Annotated in this window: 20 protein-coding genes, 2 tRNA genes and 2 rRNA genes; 14 read left to right on the top strand and 10 right to left on the bottom strand. The window is 54.3% G+C overall.

What is annotated here, in order from left to right:
* Positions 1 to 34: 34 nt before the first annotated feature.
* The gene (locus tag EPO04_02245; GenBank protein TAK88912.1) at positions 35 to 382 is read right to left on the bottom strand and encodes a type II toxin-antitoxin system PemK/MazF family toxin; all 348 of its coding nucleotides are present in this window, start codon (positions 380 to 382) and stop codon (positions 35 to 37) included.
* A complete protein-coding gene (locus EPO04_02240; protein TAK88911.1) occupies positions 354 to 629 on the bottom strand; it encodes an AbrB/MazE/SpoVT family DNA-binding domain-containing protein in 276 nt (91 codons plus the stop codon). The genes EPO04_02245 and EPO04_02240 overlap by 29 nt, the downstream gene beginning before the upstream one ends.
* Positions 630 to 747: 118 nt before the next feature.
* On the opposite strand from EPO04_02240, the gene EPO04_02235 reads away from it, so the two are divergent.
* Genes EPO04_02235 through atpC form a run of 8 tightly spaced genes read left to right on the top strand, consistent with a single transcriptional unit; the run spans position 748 to position 6,978 of the window.
* On the top strand, positions 748 to 1,479 hold the full coding sequence (locus EPO04_02235) for a F0F1 ATP synthase subunit A (protein ID TAK88910.1): 732 nt from the start codon (positions 748 to 750) through the stop codon (positions 1,477 to 1,479).
* Positions 1,480 to 1,501: 22 nt separating this feature from the next.
* Complete coding sequence (gene atpE, locus EPO04_02230; GenBank protein TAK88909.1) at positions 1,502 to 1,729, top strand: ATP synthase F0 subunit C; 228 nt, start codon at positions 1,502 to 1,504, stop codon at positions 1,727 to 1,729.
* A 33-nt stretch (positions 1,730 to 1,762) separates the two neighbouring features.
* The gene (gene atpF, locus EPO04_02225; protein TAK88908.1) at positions 1,763 to 2,287 is read left to right on the top strand and encodes an ATP synthase F0 subunit B; all 525 of its coding nucleotides are present in this window, start codon (positions 1,763 to 1,765) and stop codon (positions 2,285 to 2,287) included.
* On the top strand, positions 2,266 to 2,682 hold the full coding sequence (locus EPO04_02220; protein TAK88907.1) for a hypothetical protein: 417 nt from the start codon (positions 2,266 to 2,268) through the stop codon (positions 2,680 to 2,682). Before atpF ends, EPO04_02220 begins: the two co-directional genes overlap by 22 nt.
* Positions 2,675 to 4,240, top strand: coding sequence for a F0F1 ATP synthase subunit alpha (locus EPO04_02215; protein TAK88906.1), 1,566 nt, complete (start codon positions 2,675 to 2,677; stop codon positions 4,238 to 4,240). Before EPO04_02220 ends, EPO04_02215 begins: the two co-directional genes overlap by 8 nt.
* 2 nt (positions 4,241 to 4,242) lie before the next feature.
* Positions 4,243 to 5,136, top strand: a complete 894-nt coding sequence (gene atpG, locus EPO04_02210) for an ATP synthase F1 subunit gamma (protein ID TAK88905.1) — start codon at positions 4,243 to 4,245, stop codon at positions 5,134 to 5,136.
* A gap of 9 nt (positions 5,137 to 5,145) precedes the next feature.
* The gene (atpD, locus tag EPO04_02205) at positions 5,146 to 6,558 is read left to right on the top strand and encodes a F0F1 ATP synthase subunit beta (protein TAK88904.1); all 1,413 of its coding nucleotides are present in this window, start codon (positions 5,146 to 5,148) and stop codon (positions 6,556 to 6,558) included.
* A 3-nt stretch (positions 6,559 to 6,561) separates the two neighbouring features.
* Positions 6,562 to 6,978 carry an ATP synthase F1 subunit epsilon gene (gene atpC, locus EPO04_02200; protein TAK88903.1) on the top strand — a complete coding sequence of 139 codons (417 nt, stop codon included), beginning with the start codon at positions 6,562 to 6,564 and terminating at the stop codon, positions 6,976 to 6,978.
* 9 nt (positions 6,979 to 6,987) lie between these two features.
* On the opposite strand, the gene EPO04_02195 is transcribed toward atpC, so the two are convergent.
* The 6 genes from EPO04_02195 to EPO04_02170 all read right to left on the bottom strand — a co-directional run bounded on the left by EPO04_02195 (position 6,988) and on the right by EPO04_02170 (position 9,495).
* Complete coding sequence (locus tag EPO04_02195; protein TAK88902.1) at positions 6,988 to 7,269, bottom strand: hypothetical protein; 282 nt, start codon at positions 7,267 to 7,269, stop codon at positions 6,988 to 6,990.
* A 114-nt stretch (positions 7,270 to 7,383) separates the two neighbouring features.
* A complete protein-coding gene (locus EPO04_02190) occupies positions 7,384 to 8,169 on the bottom strand; it encodes a hypothetical protein (protein TAK88901.1) in 786 nt (261 codons plus the stop codon).
* 106 nt (positions 8,170 to 8,275) lie between these two features.
* Positions 8,276 to 8,352, bottom strand: a tRNA-Ala gene (locus EPO04_02185).
* Between the two features lie 21 nt (positions 8,353 to 8,373).
* A tRNA-Ile gene (locus tag EPO04_02180) sits at positions 8,374 to 8,450 on the bottom strand.
* A 141-nt stretch (positions 8,451 to 8,591) separates the two neighbouring features.
* Positions 8,592 to 9,020 (bottom strand): hypothetical protein, encoded by a 429-nt coding sequence (locus EPO04_02175; protein TAK88900.1) that lies wholly within the window; start codon positions 9,018 to 9,020, stop codon positions 8,592 to 8,594.
* Positions 9,021 to 9,159: 139 nt separating this feature from the next.
* The gene (locus EPO04_02170) at positions 9,160 to 9,495 is read right to left on the bottom strand and encodes a hypothetical protein (GenBank protein TAK88899.1); all 336 of its coding nucleotides are present in this window, start codon (positions 9,493 to 9,495) and stop codon (positions 9,160 to 9,162) included.
* Between the two features lie 174 nt (positions 9,496 to 9,669).
* On the opposite strand from EPO04_02170, the gene EPO04_02165 reads away from it, so the two are divergent.
* From EPO04_02165 to rrf, 4 genes are all read left to right on the top strand, one after another.
* On the top strand, positions 9,670 to 9,879 hold the full coding sequence (locus EPO04_02165) for a hypothetical protein (GenBank protein ID TAK88898.1): 210 nt from the start codon (positions 9,670 to 9,672) through the stop codon (positions 9,877 to 9,879).
* A 107-nt stretch (positions 9,880 to 9,986) separates the two neighbouring features.
* On the top strand, positions 9,987 to 10,316 hold the full coding sequence (locus EPO04_02160) for a hypothetical protein (GenBank protein ID TAK88897.1): 330 nt from the start codon (positions 9,987 to 9,989) through the stop codon (positions 10,314 to 10,316).
* Positions 10,317 to 10,727: 411 nt separating this feature from the next.
* Positions 10,728 to 13,895, top strand: a 23S ribosomal RNA gene (locus EPO04_02155).
* A 115-nt stretch (positions 13,896 to 14,010) separates the two neighbouring features.
* A 5S ribosomal RNA gene (rrf, locus tag EPO04_02150) occupies positions 14,011 to 14,118 on the top strand.
* 56 nt (positions 14,119 to 14,174) lie between these two features.
* On the opposite strand, the gene EPO04_02145 is transcribed toward rrf, so the two are convergent.
* On the bottom strand, positions 14,175 to 16,055 hold the full coding sequence (locus EPO04_02145) for a hypothetical protein (protein ID TAK88896.1): 1,881 nt from the start codon (positions 16,053 to 16,055) through the stop codon (positions 14,175 to 14,177).
* A 163-nt stretch (positions 16,056 to 16,218) separates the two neighbouring features.
* Here EPO04_02145 and EPO04_02140 point away from each other — a divergent pair, with 163 nt between their 5' ends.
* Both EPO04_02140 and EPO04_02135 read left to right on the top strand, forming a co-directional pair.
* Positions 16,219 to 16,566: a hypothetical protein gene (locus EPO04_02140; protein ID TAK88895.1), complete on the top strand. Its 348-nt coding sequence runs from the start codon at positions 16,219 to 16,221 to the stop codon at positions 16,564 to 16,566.
* Between the two features lie 152 nt (positions 16,567 to 16,718).
* On the top strand, positions 16,719 to 17,645 hold the full coding sequence (locus tag EPO04_02135; protein ID TAK88894.1) for a hypothetical protein: 927 nt from the start codon (positions 16,719 to 16,721) through the stop codon (positions 17,643 to 17,645).
* Here EPO04_02135 and EPO04_02130 read toward each other — a convergent pair.
* The gene (locus EPO04_02130; GenBank protein TAK88893.1) at positions 17,564 to 18,064 is read right to left on the bottom strand and encodes a TrmH family RNA methyltransferase; all 501 of its coding nucleotides are present in this window, start codon (positions 18,062 to 18,064) and stop codon (positions 17,564 to 17,566) included. The two genes, EPO04_02135 and EPO04_02130, sit on opposite strands and share 82 nt — an antisense overlap.
* Positions 18,065 to 18,179 lie beyond the last annotated feature (115 nt).

The raw sequence follows: 18,179 nt of genomic DNA, 5'->3' as shown, positions 1-18,179 counted from the left end.
TGATTATAGCAGTAGAATACTAAAGAACTCAGTCCTAGCTAAACTGCAATAATATTTTGAGCTTTTCTTCGATCTCAGCCAGGGTTCTACTCGATACCTGACCGGCAAATCCCTTCACCCTTGAGGTAACATGAATGCTTCTTATCTGATCGCACAGAGCCACGCCCCTAACTGTGCCTGATAGGGGGAGCGGGACCTCAAATGGGTACCCTTTACTCCGAGAAGTTACTGGGCAAACCACAATTATGCCGCTTTTGGCATGATATATCGTAGGTGTTAGTATGATAACCGGTCTGAGCCCACGCTGCTCCGAGCCCTTGGAAGGGCTTAAGTTGGCCCAAACGACATCGCCTCTAGTCAAACTTTGGTATTTCGCCTTCATATGGCTCCAAAATCTCCCCACCTACATCCTCGCCCCAGTCAATCAGCTCATGCCTGTTTTCAGGAGTAATCTGCTCAACCAGTTGTTTAAGCTGCTCCTCGCGACTTAGTGCAGGTTCAATCACGATTGCGCCCTCCTGAGCCCGGATATCGACCGTTTGCTGTGCCTTGATCCCAGTTTGCTCTAGGATTTCTTTTGGTATGCGTACCGCCATACTGTTGCCCCATTTAGTTATCTGAGATCTCATGCTAGCACCCCGACATTAAATAATTCTTAACTCGACCTATGTAAATTGTATCTACATTGTATCTACATATTCCATCGACAGCAAGTAGCTGCTATAATCACCAGGTAATGGAGTCCATATGGCCGCCGAAATGCATGTAAGTTTGGCACCTGAACCGATAGCGCATATCGGTTCTTTTGTGGTTACCAACTCTATGTTGACCGCGGTGATCACCACGGTCCTGATAGGAGGGGGCATGGTGTACGCCGCCCGCCAGATTAAGCTGCACCCAGCTGGTGGCTTTGCCGGGGCGATTGAGGCCTTGATTGAAACCCTGCTTGACCAGATGGTGGGAGTGTTTGGCAGTCGCCAACGAGCCCTCCAGTACTTTCCGTTCTTGGCCACAATCTTTCTATTTATTTTGGGCAACAACTGGTTTGCCCAACTTCCTGGTTTTAACACCATTACCATTGGTGAGGTGCCTTTGTTCCGGGCGGTCACGGCCGACCTCAGCGCCACCATTGCCTTGGCTCTGATCTCGGTGATTTTGACCCAGGTTTACGCGATTAGGGAGCTTGGCGTCATTGGCAACCTACGACGGTACTTTTCGAGTAATCCGATGATGAATATTCTGGGTGTACAGGAGATTATTCTAGAATCTACCCGGGTGATCTCGTTCTCTTTCCGATTATTTGGTAATATCTTTGCAGGAGAGGTGCTTCTGATCGTGATTTCGGCGCTCCTGCCGCTACTCGGACCCACGCCATTTTGGGGGCTCGAGATTTTTGTTGGCTTTATTCAAGCACTGGTATTCACGATGCTGACGATGGTGTTTATTGCAATGTCGACCAGCCACGAAGCAGCTCATTAAAGAACGATTAAAGGAGAAAATAATGGACGCAGAAAGTATGAAGAACCTAGCCGCCGGCCTAACCATCGCCATCGGCGCGATTGGACCGGGTATCGGCATTGGCTTAATCGCCGCTAAGGCAGTCGAGGCGATCGGTCGTAACCCAGAATCGCAAAGCAAGGTACAGCAGACCATGATTTTGGGTATTGCCTTTACCGAGGCTCTAGCCATCTTTGCCTTGCTGTTCGCTTTCATCATCCTGTTCTTGTAGGGATGAAGGGGTTTAAGGAGAAAATAATTTAAGATGCAGTTCATGTTTGCAGCCGAAAGTACCGGGGGACTGGGCGCACTAGGGATTAACCTGGGGGCGCTGGTCTTCCAGTTGATCAACTTTGCCATCCTGTACTGGGTGCTGCAAAAGTATGCCTTTCCGCCAATCATCAACCTGCTCGAAAAGCGCCGTAAGGCAATTGAAGCTAGTTTGCAGCAGGCTCAGCAGGCCAAGCTTGAGGCGGCCCAGGCTCAGGATGAGCGCGACAAGGTGCTGGCGGCTGCCAAGACCGAGGCTAAGCAGTTGATTGCCGACGCCCGCTTGGAAGCCGAGCATGAGGCCAAGCAGATCGTTGCGGAGGCTCGTGGGAACGCTCAGGCGGCCGTCGCCCAAGGTGAGCGCCATTTGGCCTCCCAGCAGGCTAAGGCGCAGGCTGAGCTGCTTAGAGAGATGGGTGAGGTGGTTGCCACCGCTACCACCGAGGTCACTCGTGGCGAGATCAGTCCTAAGGCTGATGCGGCTAGTGTTAAAAAAGCATTAACCGGAGCGGCCAAGTAGTGACACCAAAACTATCAAAGCGAGCGCTAGCGGCGCAGTTTGTAGACCAGTTGGAGCATCAGCCGCTGGAGGGGCTGGCGGCGGCTACCATGCAATTGGCGGCCGATAATGGTTACAGTAATCAGGTTGATTCGCTAGTCCAGGCGATTGAGCAAGAGATTATTCGCCGGCATCAGACGGCCGAGATTGCCATTACCACCGCTCACGAGCTGGCTCCTGCCGAGCTTGACCAGATTGCGGCCGCTCTAGCTAAGCAGGCTGGGCTCAGCCACTACAGCTACACCAACCAGGTTAAACCGGAGCTGATTGGTGGCTTTGAGGCACGTGTGGGTGATCACGTCGTGCGTGATACCGTGCAACATAAACTAACTAAACTAGGAGCAATCCATGGCTAATACCCAAAAATCTACCCCCAAAATCGATGTTTCAGCGGTCAAACAGGCTCTTATTGATTCGGCTAAGGGACTTTCGGCGCCGGCCGAGCTTAAGGCGGAGGGGCGAGTGCTCAAGGTGGGTGATGGCGTGGTGAGCTACGAAGGCCTGAGCAGCCAGCGGATGGGCGAGGTGGTTGAAATTGAGACCGCTGCCGGCAGCGTCCAGGCTTTGGTGCTCAACCTGTTGCAGGATCAGGTTGGCGCGGTGGTACTTGGCGATGATCAAGCGATTATGGCGGGGGCGAGGGTTACCTCAACCAATCAACTGCTAACAGTTCCGGCCGGCAAGGCGTTGTTGGGTCGAGTGGTTGATCCGCTGGGGCGGCCCCTGGACGGTAAGGGTGAGATTAAAACCAAGACTCGTCGCCCGGTTGAGGCTCCGGCTCCTGACGTGATGAGCCGCCAGTCGGTACACCAGCCCTTGGCCACCGGCTTGGTTTCGATCGATGCGGTTACCCCAGTTGGCCGCGGCCAGCGCCAATTGATCATTGGTGACCGTGGTACCGGTAAGACCGCAATCGCTGTCGACACTATCATCAACCAAACCAAGCAGGACAGCGGTGTAGTCAGCGTGTATGTGGCAATTGGGCAGAAGCTGTCGCGAGTGGCTCAGCTGACCGAAAAGCTGCGCCAGGCCGGCGCGCTGGATAACACCATTATTGTGGCGGCCGGGGCATCGGATGCGGCAGCGTTGCAGTATTTGGCTCCCTATGCCGCCACCGCCATGGCCGAGGAGTTCCGCGACAACAAGGGCGACGCGTTAATTATTTACGACGACCTTACCAAGCACGCCCAGGCTTACCGACAGCTGTCGTTGCTACTGCGCCGTCCACCAGGTCGCGAGGCCTTCCCGGGAGACGTGTTCTACCTGCACTCACGCTTACTGGAGCGCAGCGCCAAGCTGAGCGACAAGCAGGGTGGTGGTTCGCTGACCGCGCTGCCAATTATTGAAACCCAGGCCGGCGATGTTAGCGCCTACATTCCAACCAATGTGATTAGTATTACCGACGGCCAAATCTTTTTAGATACCGATCTGTTTAACCAGGGTACTCGCCCCGCCATTAACGTTGGATTAAGTGTTTCGCGGGTGGGTGGAGCGGCTCAGCCGCCAGTTATCAAAAAGCTGGCCGGTTCATTGCGAATTAATCTGGCTCAGTACCGCGAAGTCGCTAGCTTTGGTCAGTTTTCGTCTGATCTGGATGCTGAAACCAAGCAGCGCTTGGTGCGCGGTGAGCGGATGACCGCCATCCTTAAACAGCCGCAGTACAGCCCACTGGGCGTGGCTGAGCAGTCAATCTTGCTTTTAGCTGGCGAAGAGGGTCTGTTTGATCAGGTTTCAATGGATGATATGACCGACGCTATTCGTGCGGCGCTCAATAATTTAACCGAGCACCACGCTAAGTTAACCAAACAGGTCAACCAGGGCGACAAACTGTCGGCCGATAGTCGCGATGAGCTGTTGCAGTGTGCCACCAAGGCGCTGGCACCATACCGTCGTCAACCTGGAGCGGAGGCTTAATAATGGCTGCCGGAACCACTGCCATTAAGCGCCGGATTCGCTCAGTGACCAGCACTCGCCAGATCACCAAAGCGATGCAGTTGGTGGCGGCCAGCAAGCTGCGAGCGGCTGCCAATGCGGCTCAGTCGGCTACCGTTTATCGCCAACAGCTCAACCGGGTCTTGGCCGAAGCCGCCACCACCGATGACTGGCGCTTACACCCGTTGGCACAGGCGCCCAACCCGCAGGCTCCGGCGCTGATTGTGGTGTTTGCTAGCGATCGTGGTCTGGCCGGCGCCTATTTAAGTCGCATTGAATCCGGATTGCGCCAGTTGGTGCGCCAGTACACCCTGGCGGGCACCAAGGTTGAGGTGGCCGCGATTGGGCAGCAGGTCGAGCAGATGACCAATCGCCTTAAACAGGTTGAGGCGATTAGCCTGTATCCCGGTTTAACCGTTAGTCCAGATATGCGAGCGGTCCGAGGGATGGCCGCCAGTCTGCTAGACCGTTACCGTCTGGGCGAGATCAGCTCGGTTATGGTACTAACTACGCGGTTTATCTCGTCGCTCAATCAACAGGTGGCTACCACCGAGTTGTTACCCCTGACCGCCGACTCCGGAACCGACGGCGTTGAATCGAAACCTGGTGACTCCGGCTCGCTCACCCTTGAGCCAACCGCCGAAGAGGCGATTACCTCGGTCGCTACCGGTTGGGCACAGGCCGCCCTGCTTGATGCTGCTACCAACGCGGTGGCCAGTGAGCATGCCATGCGTATGCTGGCAATGCAAAACGCTACCGACAACGCCAGCGAGCTTATTGATGAACTAACCCTGGCCTACAACACCGCCCGCCAAGCCGCCATTACCCAAGAGCTGGCCGAGATTAGTGGTGGAGTGGCCGCCTTAACCGACGCATAGGAGATTATGATGAAACAAACCAAACCAACAACTTCGACCGGTCAGATCATCCAGATTATGGGTGTGGTGATCGATGTTGAGTTTAAAGATGGTCTACCGCAGCTGCTTGATGCGCTAGAGGTCGATAACGGGGGAGAACGGCTGGTACTAGAGGTGGCTCAGCACCTCGACGGGCGCACCGTTCGTGCCATTGCTTTGGGCAGTACCGATGGCTTGGCTCGCGGCGACAATGTAACCGCTACCGGCGCCCCAATTTCGATTCCTGTGGGCGAGCAGACGCTGGGTCGGATGTTTAACGTGGTGGGGGAGCCGATTGACGGCAAGGCCGCCACTAGCTTTAAGCAGCACGCGCCAATTCACCGCGCTGCTCCAGCCCTGGTTGACCAGAGCACACAGGCCGAGGTGTTCGAGACCGGTATTAAGGTGGTTGATTTAATCGCTCCGGTGGCCCGTGGCGGTAAGGTTGGCTTGTTTGGTGGTGCTGGTGTCGGTAAAACCGTGATTATCCAGGAGCTCATCCGCAATATCGCTGCCGAGCACGGTGGTAAGTCGGTGTTTGCCGGTGTTGGTGAGCGTACCCGTGAGGGCAACGACCTTTACCACGAAATGAAGGACTCAGGCGTTCTAGATAAGACCGCCTTGGTGTTTGGCCAGATGAACGAGCCGCCTGGAGCCCGCTTGCGTGTTGGTTTGTCCGGCCTAACTCTGGCCGAGTCCTTCCGTGATGACGGCCAAGATGTGCTGCTGTTTGTCGACAACATCTTCCGCTTTACTCAGGCCGGTGCTGAGGTTTCAGCCCTCCTCGGTCGGTTGCCAAGCGCGGTAGGCTATCAGCCAAACCTCGCCCAAGAGATGGGGCAGTTACAGGAGCGCATTACCAGTACCACCACCGGTTCGATCACCAGTGTTCAGGCGGTGTACGTGCCAGCCGACGACCTGACCGACCCTGCTCCGGCGACTACCTTTAACCACCTTGATTCAACCATTGTACTGACCCGTGAACTGGCCCAGCTGGCCATCTACCCGGCCGTAGACCCGCTTGATTCAACCTCAACCATGCTCGACCCCCAGATTGTGGGTGACGAGCACTACAACGTCGCTCGTGGCGTACAGCAGGTGCTCCAGCGTTACAAGGACCTGCAAGACATCATTGCGATTCTTGGTATGGAAGAGCTCAGCGAAGAGGACAAGCTAATCGTGGCTCGTGCTCGTAAGCTCCAGCGCTTCCTCAGTCAGCCATTCTTTGTGGGTGAGGTCTTTACCGGCATCCCTGGTTCATACGTCAGCCGCGCTGATACCATTCGCGGCTGCAAGGAGATCATCGAAGGTAAGCACGACGATATTGCCGAGGGAACTTTCTACATGAAAGGCACCATCGATGATGTGGTAGCGGCTCATCAAAAAGAGTCAAAAGAGGACTAAGGCGTGCTAGCCCGCTTGATTTCACCCGAAGGAGTTTTGCTCGATAGCGAGGTGTATGAGTTGGTTGTGCCTACGGTTGAGGGCGATGTTTCGATCATGCCGGGCCACACCAGCTTGGTGATTTCGCTGCGCCCGGGGGTGGTTCATGTTACTGCCCGTAAAGACTCTGATGAGCATGATCATTTTGCCGTCGGCGGCGGGCTGTTGCGGGTTGACGGCGACACGGTTGAGGTTAGTGCCGAAACCGCTGAGCACGTCGATAGCATTGATGAACACCGGGCGCATCAGGCGTTGGCCGAGGCCAAGGCTGCCTTAGAGACTCATAAAGAAGAGTCGGATATTCGCGCCACTCATCACTTGGTTGAGCGCAACCTGGCCAGGCTGCATGCGGTTAAATTACGGCACCATCGCCGCCGGTAGGAGACGGCTTTACGAGCCGTTTTGGCCCCTAAACGGCGCAAATATTGGAGCTAGCGGAGCGAATAGCCACTCCATAATTGGGGTGAGCATGCCGGTCATGTAAAACAGGCCACCGATAATTACGATAATTCCCAGTATTTTATAAAAGGTATAGGTTGAGCCGGCACCCATGTAGCGCTCAACGGTGCCGATGCTACCGGTTTGATTGGTTAGCCAAAAGCTGTACTTAACCATCGCCACGCCGGCAGCCATAGCTAGCCCACCGAATAGGATTTGATTAAACAGTTCCATGGTTGCAGTATAACAGCTTATGGTAATAGGGATAAGAAAGTGAAAGGCCCCCGAAGGGGCTTCCACAACGTAGTGCTGTGAAAACCCTCTTCGAGGGCGTTGTAGGCCTGGGGCCTACGAGTGGCCGCTGGGTGCGATGCCCGGCGCCATGGTCGGCGAACCGAACGCGGAGATGCCCGGTTCCATGGTCGGCTTGACGACAGCGCCCGCCGACTTCATCCAGTCCGGGGTGGGGCCGCCGCGCAGCTCCTCAGGGCCAATGGCCGCGATGACCGGCATGGTCAGGATCTGCGCGTACTTCGGGTCGGGCGTGTCGCTGTTGTTGTACCAGCGACGGCCGGCCTCCTCGGCACGCCGGGCGGCCAGCCAGGCGTCGCGGATCTCCTTGATCTTCAGGAGGCCCAGCTCGCCGACTTCCTGTACGACCTTCTTGTCCTGCTCGGCGGAGTAGCCGCTGCCGCCACCGTCGAAGATGACGGTGGTCTCGTCGATGCCCTCGATGAGGTAGTCGACGCCAGCGGAGTGACCCCATGTGAACTCGCCGTCGGCGATGCAGTAGCTGGCGTTCTCGATCAGCCATCCGTTGGGGATGCCGAAGCGCTCCTGGGAGTCCGCCTTGGACATCCCATTGGGGACGAAGTCGGCCATATCCGGCCCCCAGCCGAACACGATCATGACGCGCTCGGCGATGGTCGTCGCCTCACGCGGGTTGGTCGGATCGAGGATGACCCCGGCGAAGGAGTCCTTCTCGGGATCCAGCTCGCCGCTCTCCTGCCACTTCGGCACGAGGCTGCTGTAGGTCTGCTCGACCGCATCGGCGAAGATGCGGATCAGGGTCCCGTTCGGGACCGTCTCCGGCCACGGATTGCGGAACAGCTTGGTGACGAACGGAGGAACCATCGGGTCTCCAGTGTGCTCAGGTTAGGGATTCGTATACCCCAACAAGTTGCACTATAATAACATAAAACGCTTAAGATAGCAAGAGCTTAAGCATTTAAATAATGAATGGTGGAGCATATCGGATTCGAACCGATGACCCCCTGCTTGCAAAGCAGGTGCTCTAGCCAGCTGAGCTAATGCCCCAAGTGGGGATAGATACAAAAATGGTGGGCTTGGCAGGACTCGAACCTGCGACCTCGTCATTATCAGTGACGCGCTCTAACCAGCTGAGCTACAAGCCCACAACGAAAGTATTTAAGCAGAAAATGGCGCTGCTGGCAACCATATGATGGCTTTATAAGGACGTAATCTTGGTAGAGTCGATTTGGGCCCCATCTCCGGTGTGAGATGAGGCCCCGTTGGTGTGCAGGCGGCCTGGTCGATTAGCTAGCCGTTCGACCGGGCTCGCCCGAGCGCTGCATCTGAGCGGCGAAAGCCTCGATGCGCTCTTCGCGGCTCGGAGTGGTCGTTGAGGCCTCGGTGGGAGCCTCCAGGGCCTTGGCGATGGCGTTGCGCTGCCGTTCGGTCAGGCTCCCAACCGTCTTGGTTTCGGTGATCGGAATCCCGAGCAGGAACTTGCGCGTGCGAGTTCGACCCCAGCGCTTTTGCGCCATCAGCAGATCAGCCACGGTCATGCCGGCTGCTTCTGGAGGGGTCGACAGCACAATTCTGCTGACGTTGGTCTCGCCAGTGCCGATCCTGCGCTTGAGCTCGGCTCGGGCCAGTCGAACTTCGTTGGCGCGCTCAAGAGCGGCCAAGTGCTGCGGTTGCTCACCCTTCCTGGGCGGCAGAGTAATGGTTGCCGTCGTCACGGCAGCACCCCCTAAATGGATATGTTCACACCTACCTGGGCAGAGTATCAGTAACCATAAGCCGGCTCAAGCATAAGGACTTTTAAAAGCGAAACGCGCGAGTTCCGGTGAGGGAACCCGCGCGTGGGGCAGCGTGCCGCTACTGGCGGAGTAGGGAGGCCAGCTCGCTGCGCTGGCGCTCCGACAGACCGCCCATCGTCTTGCTGGGGGAGATGCGGCACTGGGCCAGGATCTTGTTGACCTTGACCCGGCCGTACTTCGGCGTCGCCAGCAGCATGTCGAAGACCTTGGCGGTCTCGAGCCACACCGGCGGGTTCAGCAGGATCTCACGGATCGACGCTCGGCCGGCCTTGAGGTCGCGCTTGAGCTGAGCACGACGAGTACGGATCTCGTTGGCCTTCTGCAGCGCGTCCATGCGCTGGGCCAGTGAACGACCCGGTGTAACCGAGATGATCGGTGCGGTGGCGGTGGTCACAGTGGACTCTCCTTGGGTAGGGACGTACACGGCGTACCGGGTAATAATACTATGCATAACAGCTATATGCATGCATAAGCGTAATCATTCAAACCAACTCACTATTGTGCTTATGCTGGGTGACGTGAAATAATAGAGAGGTACCAAACAAAACCTAAATAGGAATCAGGTAGTATGCAAGAAGAAAACACTCCAGCCGTACCAGCAACCGACGTACCGGTCACCGATGCGCCAGCTGCTGAGCCAGTAGTAGATGCTCCTGAGGCTGCTCCTGCGCCAGAAGCACCCGCTCCAGCTCCGGAAGCCCCGGTTGAAGAGCCAGCTTCTGCGCCTGAGGCACCCGCTGAACCTGCACCAGCAGAAGGCGAAGCACCAGCCGCTTAAGTAGCGTCTAACGCTCAAACAAAGCCGCCCTAACCGGCGGCTTTGTTGTATTTACATAAGCGCTTTCATCAGGTATAATAGGGTTACCATTAAGGAAAAACAAAAACATGCCAGGACCAGAAAATCCAGCCCCGCAAGAGCAAGAAAAAGGTGGATTCCTCAATCGAATTGGGAATCTGTTTCATCGTGATGCCCTTAAGGAGGCAAACGGTGAGTTGGCGGAGGCCAAGCTAGAAGGTCGTCGTGTAATGGATAGCACAAATGAAACTTTGCGCACCATCGAACGCGATGAGGCTCTTACGCAGGTAGCTGCCGAGACTGCCTCAGCTCCAGCTAACCTCGAGGAGGCACGGGCTCGAGTTGAAGCTGCTGCCGCCGCTAAGGCCGCTCAAGCCTCGCCCGAACAGCCTGCCGCTGAACAGCGCGACGCCGCTTAGTCGCTTAATTTATCCCGACATTTCAGCGTCACTCGTAGTGTTGTAAATACCTGCGAGGGGCGTTGTTATTTTTGTCACAATTAACCTCTTTACACCACCTGGTTATTTTGGTACTCTTAATTTCGACTATTGGAGCTCATATATGAGTAGACAATTAACCAGCACTAACGGAGGCACGTTCTCGGGCTAGGTAAATTTGTCTGTTTGAATGTGGGCTCCGCGAGGTACAAACCGCGGAGTTGTTTTTTGAAAATTAAATGAATTTTAAGACGAAACAATTACTTCCCATGTAATTGTTTTGGGTACTGTTTATGAATTTTTACGATCATAAACAGATGCAATACCAACCAATGAGTGATGGGTGGAAACATGAATTTGTAACCATACATCGCTCGTCAAACGAATCGTAAAAAAGTTACTCAAGAGCACATGAAGGATGCCTTGACGTAAGAAGCCGAAGAAGGACGTAGAAGGCTGCGATAAGCCTCGGTGAGCTGTCTATCAAGCTTTGACCCGGGGATTTCCGAATGGGGCAACCCGGCGGTGGTAATACATCGTCACCCCTATCTGAATCTATAGGATAGGAGGAGGGCACCACCCGAACTGAAACATCTAAGTAGGGTGAGGAAGAGAGAGAAACCTCAATTCCGTAAGTAGCGGCGAGCGAAAGCGGAAGAGCCAAAACCTTTTTAACTTTTGCGTGGCAACACGTAAATAAGCTGGCAGGCGAATGTTAACAAGGGGTTGTGAGATACAAACGACCATTACACAGCGCTGTCTGTAAAGAAAGCTCTGTGTAATGCGACCAGCAACTGCCACAGGTCTGGGTAAGGTAAGAAAACGAAGTTGTTAGCGGAAGTGTCTGGAAAGGCACACCAAAGAGGGTGAAAGTCCCGTACTCGAAAACACTTTGTCCTTATGTTTGTATTCTCGAGTAGGTCGGGACACGTGAAACCCTGATTGAATCTAGGAGGACCACCTCCTAAGGCTAAATACTTCTTACGATCGATAGTGAACCAGTACCGTGAGGGAAAGGCGAAAAGAACCCCGGAAGGGGAGTGAAATAGAACCTGAAATCATGTGCTTACAATGAGTCGGAGCAGCCTTGTGCTGTGACGGCGTGCTTTTTGTAGAACGATCCAGCGAGTTAATTGGTACAGCGTTAGGTTAAGCCATCTGGCGAAGCCGTAGTGAAAGCGAGGGTTAATAGCCCGCCATAGTTGTGCCGATTAGACCCGAAACCGGGTGACCTAACCATGGGCAGGTTGAAGCGTGGGTAACACTACGTGGAGGACCGAACCAGGGCATGTTGCAAAATGCTTGGATGACCTGTGGTTAGCGGAGAAATTCCAATCGAACTCGGAGATAGCTGGTTCTCCGCGAAATAGCTTTAGGGCTAGCGTCACGAACTACCTCTCGGGGGTAGAGCTCTGATTGGGTCTGGGGCCCTCACGGGTACCCATCCCTGTCAAACTGCGAATACCGAGAGAGACTACCGTGGCAGTCAGTACATCGGGGCTAAGCTCGATGCACGAAAGGGAAACAGCCCAGACCATCGTCTAAGGTCCCTAAATATACGCTCAGTGGGAAACGATGTGGAGACGCATAAACAACCAGGATGTGGGCTTAGAAGCAGCCATGCATTTAAAGAGTGCGTAACAGCTCACTGGTCAATGGTGACTCCGCGCGGAAAATGTAACGGGGCTAAGCGTATTACCGAAGACATGGATTTTAGTTTAACTAAAGTGGTAGCGGAGCGTTCCTCTTGCGCTGAAGCCGAGCCGAAAGGCCAGGTGGAGCGGGGGGAAGTGAGAATGCTGGAATGAGTAACCATAAGGCAGGTGAGAATCCTGCCCACCGTAAGAGCAAGGTTTCCTGGGCAACGATCGTCGTCCCAGGGTCAGTCGGGCCTAAGCCGAGGCGAGTAGCGTAGGCGATGGACAACCGGTTAATATTCCGGTACCGGCGATAGTTTTGCGTACAGGTGCGCGGCATGGTAGCCAGAGCAGACTTTGGATATGTCTGTCTAAGTGTGTAGTCTTCGGATGAAGCACGAATGAAAGACCGGTAAAACGGTTGATTCAGGTGAGCCAAGCCGACCAGAAAAGCCTGTACGTGCCAAGCTATAGCCGCCCGTACCGCAAACCAACACAGGTGCTCGGGTCGAGTAGACCAAGGTGTACGAGAGAACCCTTCTTAAGGAACTCGGCAATACAGCGACCGTAACTTCGGGATAAGGTCTGCCTAGCTTGCTAGGCCGCAGCGAAAGAGTCCAGGCGACTGTTTATCAAAAACACAGGTCTGTGCTAACACGAAAGTGGATGTATACGGGCTGACGCCTGCCCGGTGCTGGAAGGTTAAGGGGATGTGTGCAAGCACTGAACTGAAGCCCCAGTAAACGGCGGCGGTAACTATAACCGTCCTAAGGTAGCGAAATTCCTTGTCAGGTAAGTTCTGACCCGCACGAATGGCGTAACGATCTGGACACTGTCTCAAGAAGGGACTCGGTGAAATTGCAATGCCGGTAAAGATGCCGGCTACCCGCACCAAGACGGAAAGACCCCGTGGAGCTTTACTACAACTTGGCATTGGGCCGGGTTGCAGCATGTGTAGGATAGGTGGGAGGCTTTGAAGCGTAGGCGCTAGCTTACGTGGAGCCACCAGTGAAATACCACCCTTGCTGTAATCTTGTCCTAACCTGGACCGCAACAAGCGGACAAGGTAACAAGGCAAATTGAAGAAAGCCCACATCTTTACCGATCTTGATTCGCAGACCTATAACTCGCTGTGAGAGGAAATAGGTGAGTCAAGATCAAAAAGTCGTGGTTAGTTTTTCTTCTATGTTTTCGCAACATTTGCTTTGTTAGATTGTTTGCCCGTTTGTTCCGGTTCAGGAACAGTGTCTGGTGGGTAGTTTAACTGGGGCGGTTGCCTCCTAAAGAGTAACGGAGGCGTTCAAAGGTTGACTAGGTACGGATGGAAATCGTATCGATAGTGCAAGCGCATAAGTCAGCTTGACTGCGAGGCCTACAAGCCGAGCAGGTGCGAAAGCAGGAGCTAGTGATCCGCTGTCACACGAGGAATTTATTCCTCAGAATGTGGAATCGGCAGCGCTCAACGGACAAAAGCTACCCCGGGGATAACAGGCTTATAGCGCCCAAGCGTTCACAGCGACGGCGCTGTTTGGCACCTCGATGTCGGCTCGTCTCATCCTGGGGGTGAAGCAGCTCCCAAGGGTATGGCTGTTCGCCATTTAAAGAGGTACGCGAGCTGGGTTCAGAACGTCGTGAGACAGTTCGGTCCCTATCTGGTGTGGGCGTAGGAAATTTGCGGAGGTTTGCCCCTAGTACGAGAGGACCGGGGTGAACGAACCTCTGGTGTACCGGTTGTTCCACCAGGAGCATCGCCGGGTAGCTATGTTCGGTTGCGATAAGTGCTGAATGCATATAAGCACGAAGCCATCTCCAAGATAAGATTTCCCCATGAGACCCCAGAAAGACGATCTGGTTGATAGGCACTAGGTGTAAGCGTAGTAATACGTTCAGCCGAGGTGTACTAATCGGTCCATCGACTTTTTTATGAAGTTTGACGAGCGGTGTGTGGTGTATAAAACACCATAGCACCCATGCATAAGTTACAACCCGCAAGCCTAACAGCTTCGGGCCACCGGTTAAACCACGTGTTTAGCTGGTAGCCCGGTGCTTTTAGCGAGGAGGCCACACCGGTTCCCATCCCGAACACCGAAGTTAAGCTCCTCAGCGCCGATGATACTCTTTATGGGGAAAGTAGGTCGGTGCCGGATTTTCAAAAAGAGCTCGTTTATGCGAGCTCTTTTTGTGTGCCGATTTAGGCTTTTTATTATTGTATTTCGAGTATCTGTACCTCGGGGCCGAGGTTGAGTTGGAGCTGTGCCACCTTGGCTGTGATGGTTGGAGCATCGCCGGTGTTGATGTTATAAACCTTAACGTTGCGAGCCTCATTACCAACCTTAACGGTTAAGGGTTTGTTAACAATCGGGAGGTCGCGTCGGGTTGGTACATCCCAAACGCTATCGGTACGCCACAGCACCAGGTAGAAGGTACCATTAGGACGCTGCACCAGCAGCTGTTGCAGGTTGGAGGTGTCGCCGCTAACACTGTAGTCGAGCTTGCCGGGCTGGAAGTTGGTGTTGGTATCACCCAGCAGGGTGGTCAGTCGGCGAATTGCAGCTCCAGCCGGCTTCTCACTAAAGTTATAGTTGAGCATTCCAAAGTTGCCTTCGTGGTCAAAGATCAAATTCCAGGTGTTGGCAGGGCGCTGGTCGACCAGCTCATAGCTGTAGGTGCGCTTAATCCCGGCCAGATAGTAGCTCAGGAATAGGCGAGGCATGTAGATACCACTGGCCCTCTGGGTGGCGGGGTTGTGCCCCGACTGAGTATAGATTGCATTATGGTAGCCGGTTTCGGTGGCGTAGAACGGCTTGCCGCCGCTAGCCGAGGCCGATAGCTTAAGCTGGTCGGCAATGGCTTTTTCTGGCGCCCAGCCGCCAGGGTAGGGATGAATGGCGCTATATTCAAAGTAGGGACTCAGGTCGCCAACTGTAGCGGCGGTCTCGGCGCGACAGTAGGCGGGGCTGAGGATATCGGCATTTTGCAAGGTAGCATCGTTCTTAACTCGATTCCAAAAGTCTTTTTGGTAGTTACGGGTAAACTCAACCCAATCGCTACGCTTATCCTTCAAGAAGCAGTCCGGCTCGTTAATGCCTTCAAGAGCAGCTACCTTGCCTTGGGGGTAGCTTTTAATATTATTGAGTGTAGCCACCAGATCGTCACTGTTGGTCAATAGGTCGGTTTTAATACCGGCATCAAATAGGGTCTTTAGCCGAGCCTGTCCGGTTGGATTGTTGAGATAGTCGCCATCACGCACGTTGCGAATGCCGAGCTTTTGCAGACCATCCTTAACCTTTTGAATGTCGTTGTAAGGGTAGGAGCCATACCCGATATGGGTGTTAACGCCAATGCTATCAATAAAGCTCCCGGCGGTCTTAGCTTGGACACCGGTTTGCTGTAATGGGCAACCCTGATTGGTGGCCGGACCCGGTTGAGTATCGCAGCCGTCGGTGGTATCGGCCACACCATCCTTATCGGTATCGTGGGGCGCAATAATTACCGGCGGGGTAGGGATTGAGCTAACCAGCGAAGCACCACGAATCTCTATTTGATCGATAATCAAATTGCGATCACAGTGACGCCCCCAGTTGTAGTAATCATTAATGAAGCTCGCACCAATGGTGTGGGTTCCGGCTGGAATCTTGGTGGCAATGCGGTACTCGCTATAGCCGCTGGCCGATACCGTTGCCATACCGACCGCCTTGTTATCAACTTTGAGCTGTAGCTGCGGCGAACCCAAACACCGCTGGCTACGTGCCCGGATTGTGACCTCCTGCGCCTCCTGGCTTAGCTGGACGTTGGTGGTGGTAATGGTTGAGTTACCAAACATCACCGTAGCGGCCTTGCCGACCGCCCTTTGATCGTAAAAGGCGAATACCGACGAGCGGTCCGGCTTCATTTGTTCGGCCTGTAGCGTTACCAGGGGCTTAGTGGCCGCGGCGCTGGTCCAAATTGTCACCACTCCGACCAGGGCAAAGGTGGCCATTAGCCAGCTAGCGGTTCGACGACCCAGCTTCATTCGTGGCTTGAGCGGAAAGTAAACCTCGGAGACGGGATGGTCGGGATGATGGTTGGTTTTGGTTTTTGGCATGAACGCGACCCTAACGTCGTGAATTAATGCTTATGCTTGCCTCTAAGCTACATCTGTTACGATCTGGTGTCAAGGTGAGTTTGTATTAAATAAAGCTTGTGCTTATACTCGATTGCAAGGTATAAAAGAGTATCCACCGGTTTTGCAACCAGAAGGAGAGTTCATGAACAGCCAGTTGCGCGACGAGCTGCTCGAAGGCGGGGCCGCTCGAAGTAGCGCTGCAAGGAGGCAGGACCGCCCCGGCAGATCAGCCGTCAACCGCGTTGGCGTCTGCCGACGGGTGCTCTGCAGGGAGGGAGTCGACCCGAACCAGCTGACCAGTCGGGCCAAGCAAGTCGTTGGGCGCGGCCTTCCTGGCAGTGGCACCACTCAGTACGTGTCGGCAGCCGGCGCCACCGGAGAGTTCGCCGGCGAGATCGTCGCGGCCGGGAGTGTTGTCGCCAAAACGCGCGGTCGCTCTCGGCTGTACTGGCGACTCAACCGCGACGGAACGGTTACCAGGATCCAGTAGTCGCCACCGCTGATCGGCTTTAGAGGTGCTGCGCCAACCAGGCGCGGCACCTCAATTAGTAATTATCAATTCTTTTCCCAGGTAAACATTTTTGACTAGCGTAAGCGGAATTAACGTGCCTATAATAATAAGCGTAAGGGGAGTTACCGGTTATGGGTCGAGTTTTTCGTTATTCCGAAGTGGTCGCAAAACGGGTGCCGCAAGACGCCGATTTTCGCGCCGGCAAACAAGACATTTGGCAGACCGTTGAAGGCTGCGAAGATATTATAGGAGCCATTGTGGCCGGCTCAATCATTCATGGCACGCACAACCTAAGAAGCGACATCGACCTGGTCATATACTACCGTGATACGGCGTCAGCTCGCCAGGCCATAGCCGGCCTCCGCCAGCGCTGCGCCGACCGCCACCTGGATCTGGCGGTCATTTTAGTTGACACCATCATTGCTCAAACCCGATTTCATACCATCAGCTATGGCTTCTACCAGCATCTTAGCAATGTGGTGCAGCAGGGTGGCTTGATTAAGCAAAACTTTTTGCCGCTGCTGCGAACCGATTTTTATAACGCCTATGGCGATGCGGCGGAGTATCTTAGCTTTAAACTGCGCTATGTCGGCAAAGCAATTGATGATCTCACCTCGGTTGATATGGAGGATAAGCGTCATATTGAGGTGCTAACCAAGGGTCTCGAGGTAGCGGTTAACTCGGTTCGTAGCTTGCTGGACCTTAAGGGGGTAGAGCTGGTTGATGATTCGAAGGCTGGGGTGATTAAGGCTTACCGTAAACTAGCGCCGGTTGAGTTGTCTCAGCTACTTGAGCGGCTGGTTGAGGTGGACCGGAGCTACACCATTATGCTTAAGCAGCAGCTAGGCAACCCAAATCGGGAGGTCTACGCCCAGCATATTCAGCACATAGCCGATACGCTACCAATGGCAAAGCAGTTTATCCGTGCAAACGCCTTTTGGATGGAACGTGAACACGATAGTTTAATGTTAGCGGCTCAGACAGATTCTGAACGTAGCCGGTACAAGGCGATGCCGGTAGCCACCGCTACGTTGAGCGACTCTTTACTACCGAATTGAGCGATCTCAACTAGCTGGTCGCAGGCCATTTTGGTGGCTTGGCTCAAACCGGTGACCTCCGCACCCACTACCAGCGCAGTTTTTTGAGGCGGCTTAAATTGGTGCATTGGAGTGGCATTTGCGTCTTGTTCGAGCCCAATTATTGTCCAGCCATTTTGGCGACACGCCTCAATAGCGGCGATTGAGCTATCGATGTGTTCAACCCTAACGGTCTGTTCGGCGCCCAACGCGGCTCGAGCAATTGCTCGGCTATTGCGATTGATAACCACCGGGTCACGCTCATCTTTAACCAGCCGTGGATAAGGAGTAGAGCCGCAGGCATAGACTAGCTCAACCGCAAAGCTATCGGCACTACGAAGGATGGAGCCAACGTTAGCGGTGCTGCGCAAATCATCTAAAATTAATATCAGTTGAGTCATATTCGTGCTCAAGTATAGCCGTGATGCAAAGCGCCGCCAAGGGTGTATACAAAATCAGCCCAGCAATAGTTGACAACATAAGCATAATATGATAGTATAGCAATTGTCTAAACCT

The organism is Patescibacteria group bacterium, from assembly GCA_004297735.1.
GTDB lineage: Bacteria > Patescibacteriota > Saccharimonadia > UBA4664 > SCTI01 > SCTI01.
Note: the sequence above shows the minus strand (reverse complement) of the source record. Positions and strands in the feature narration are given on the sequence as shown.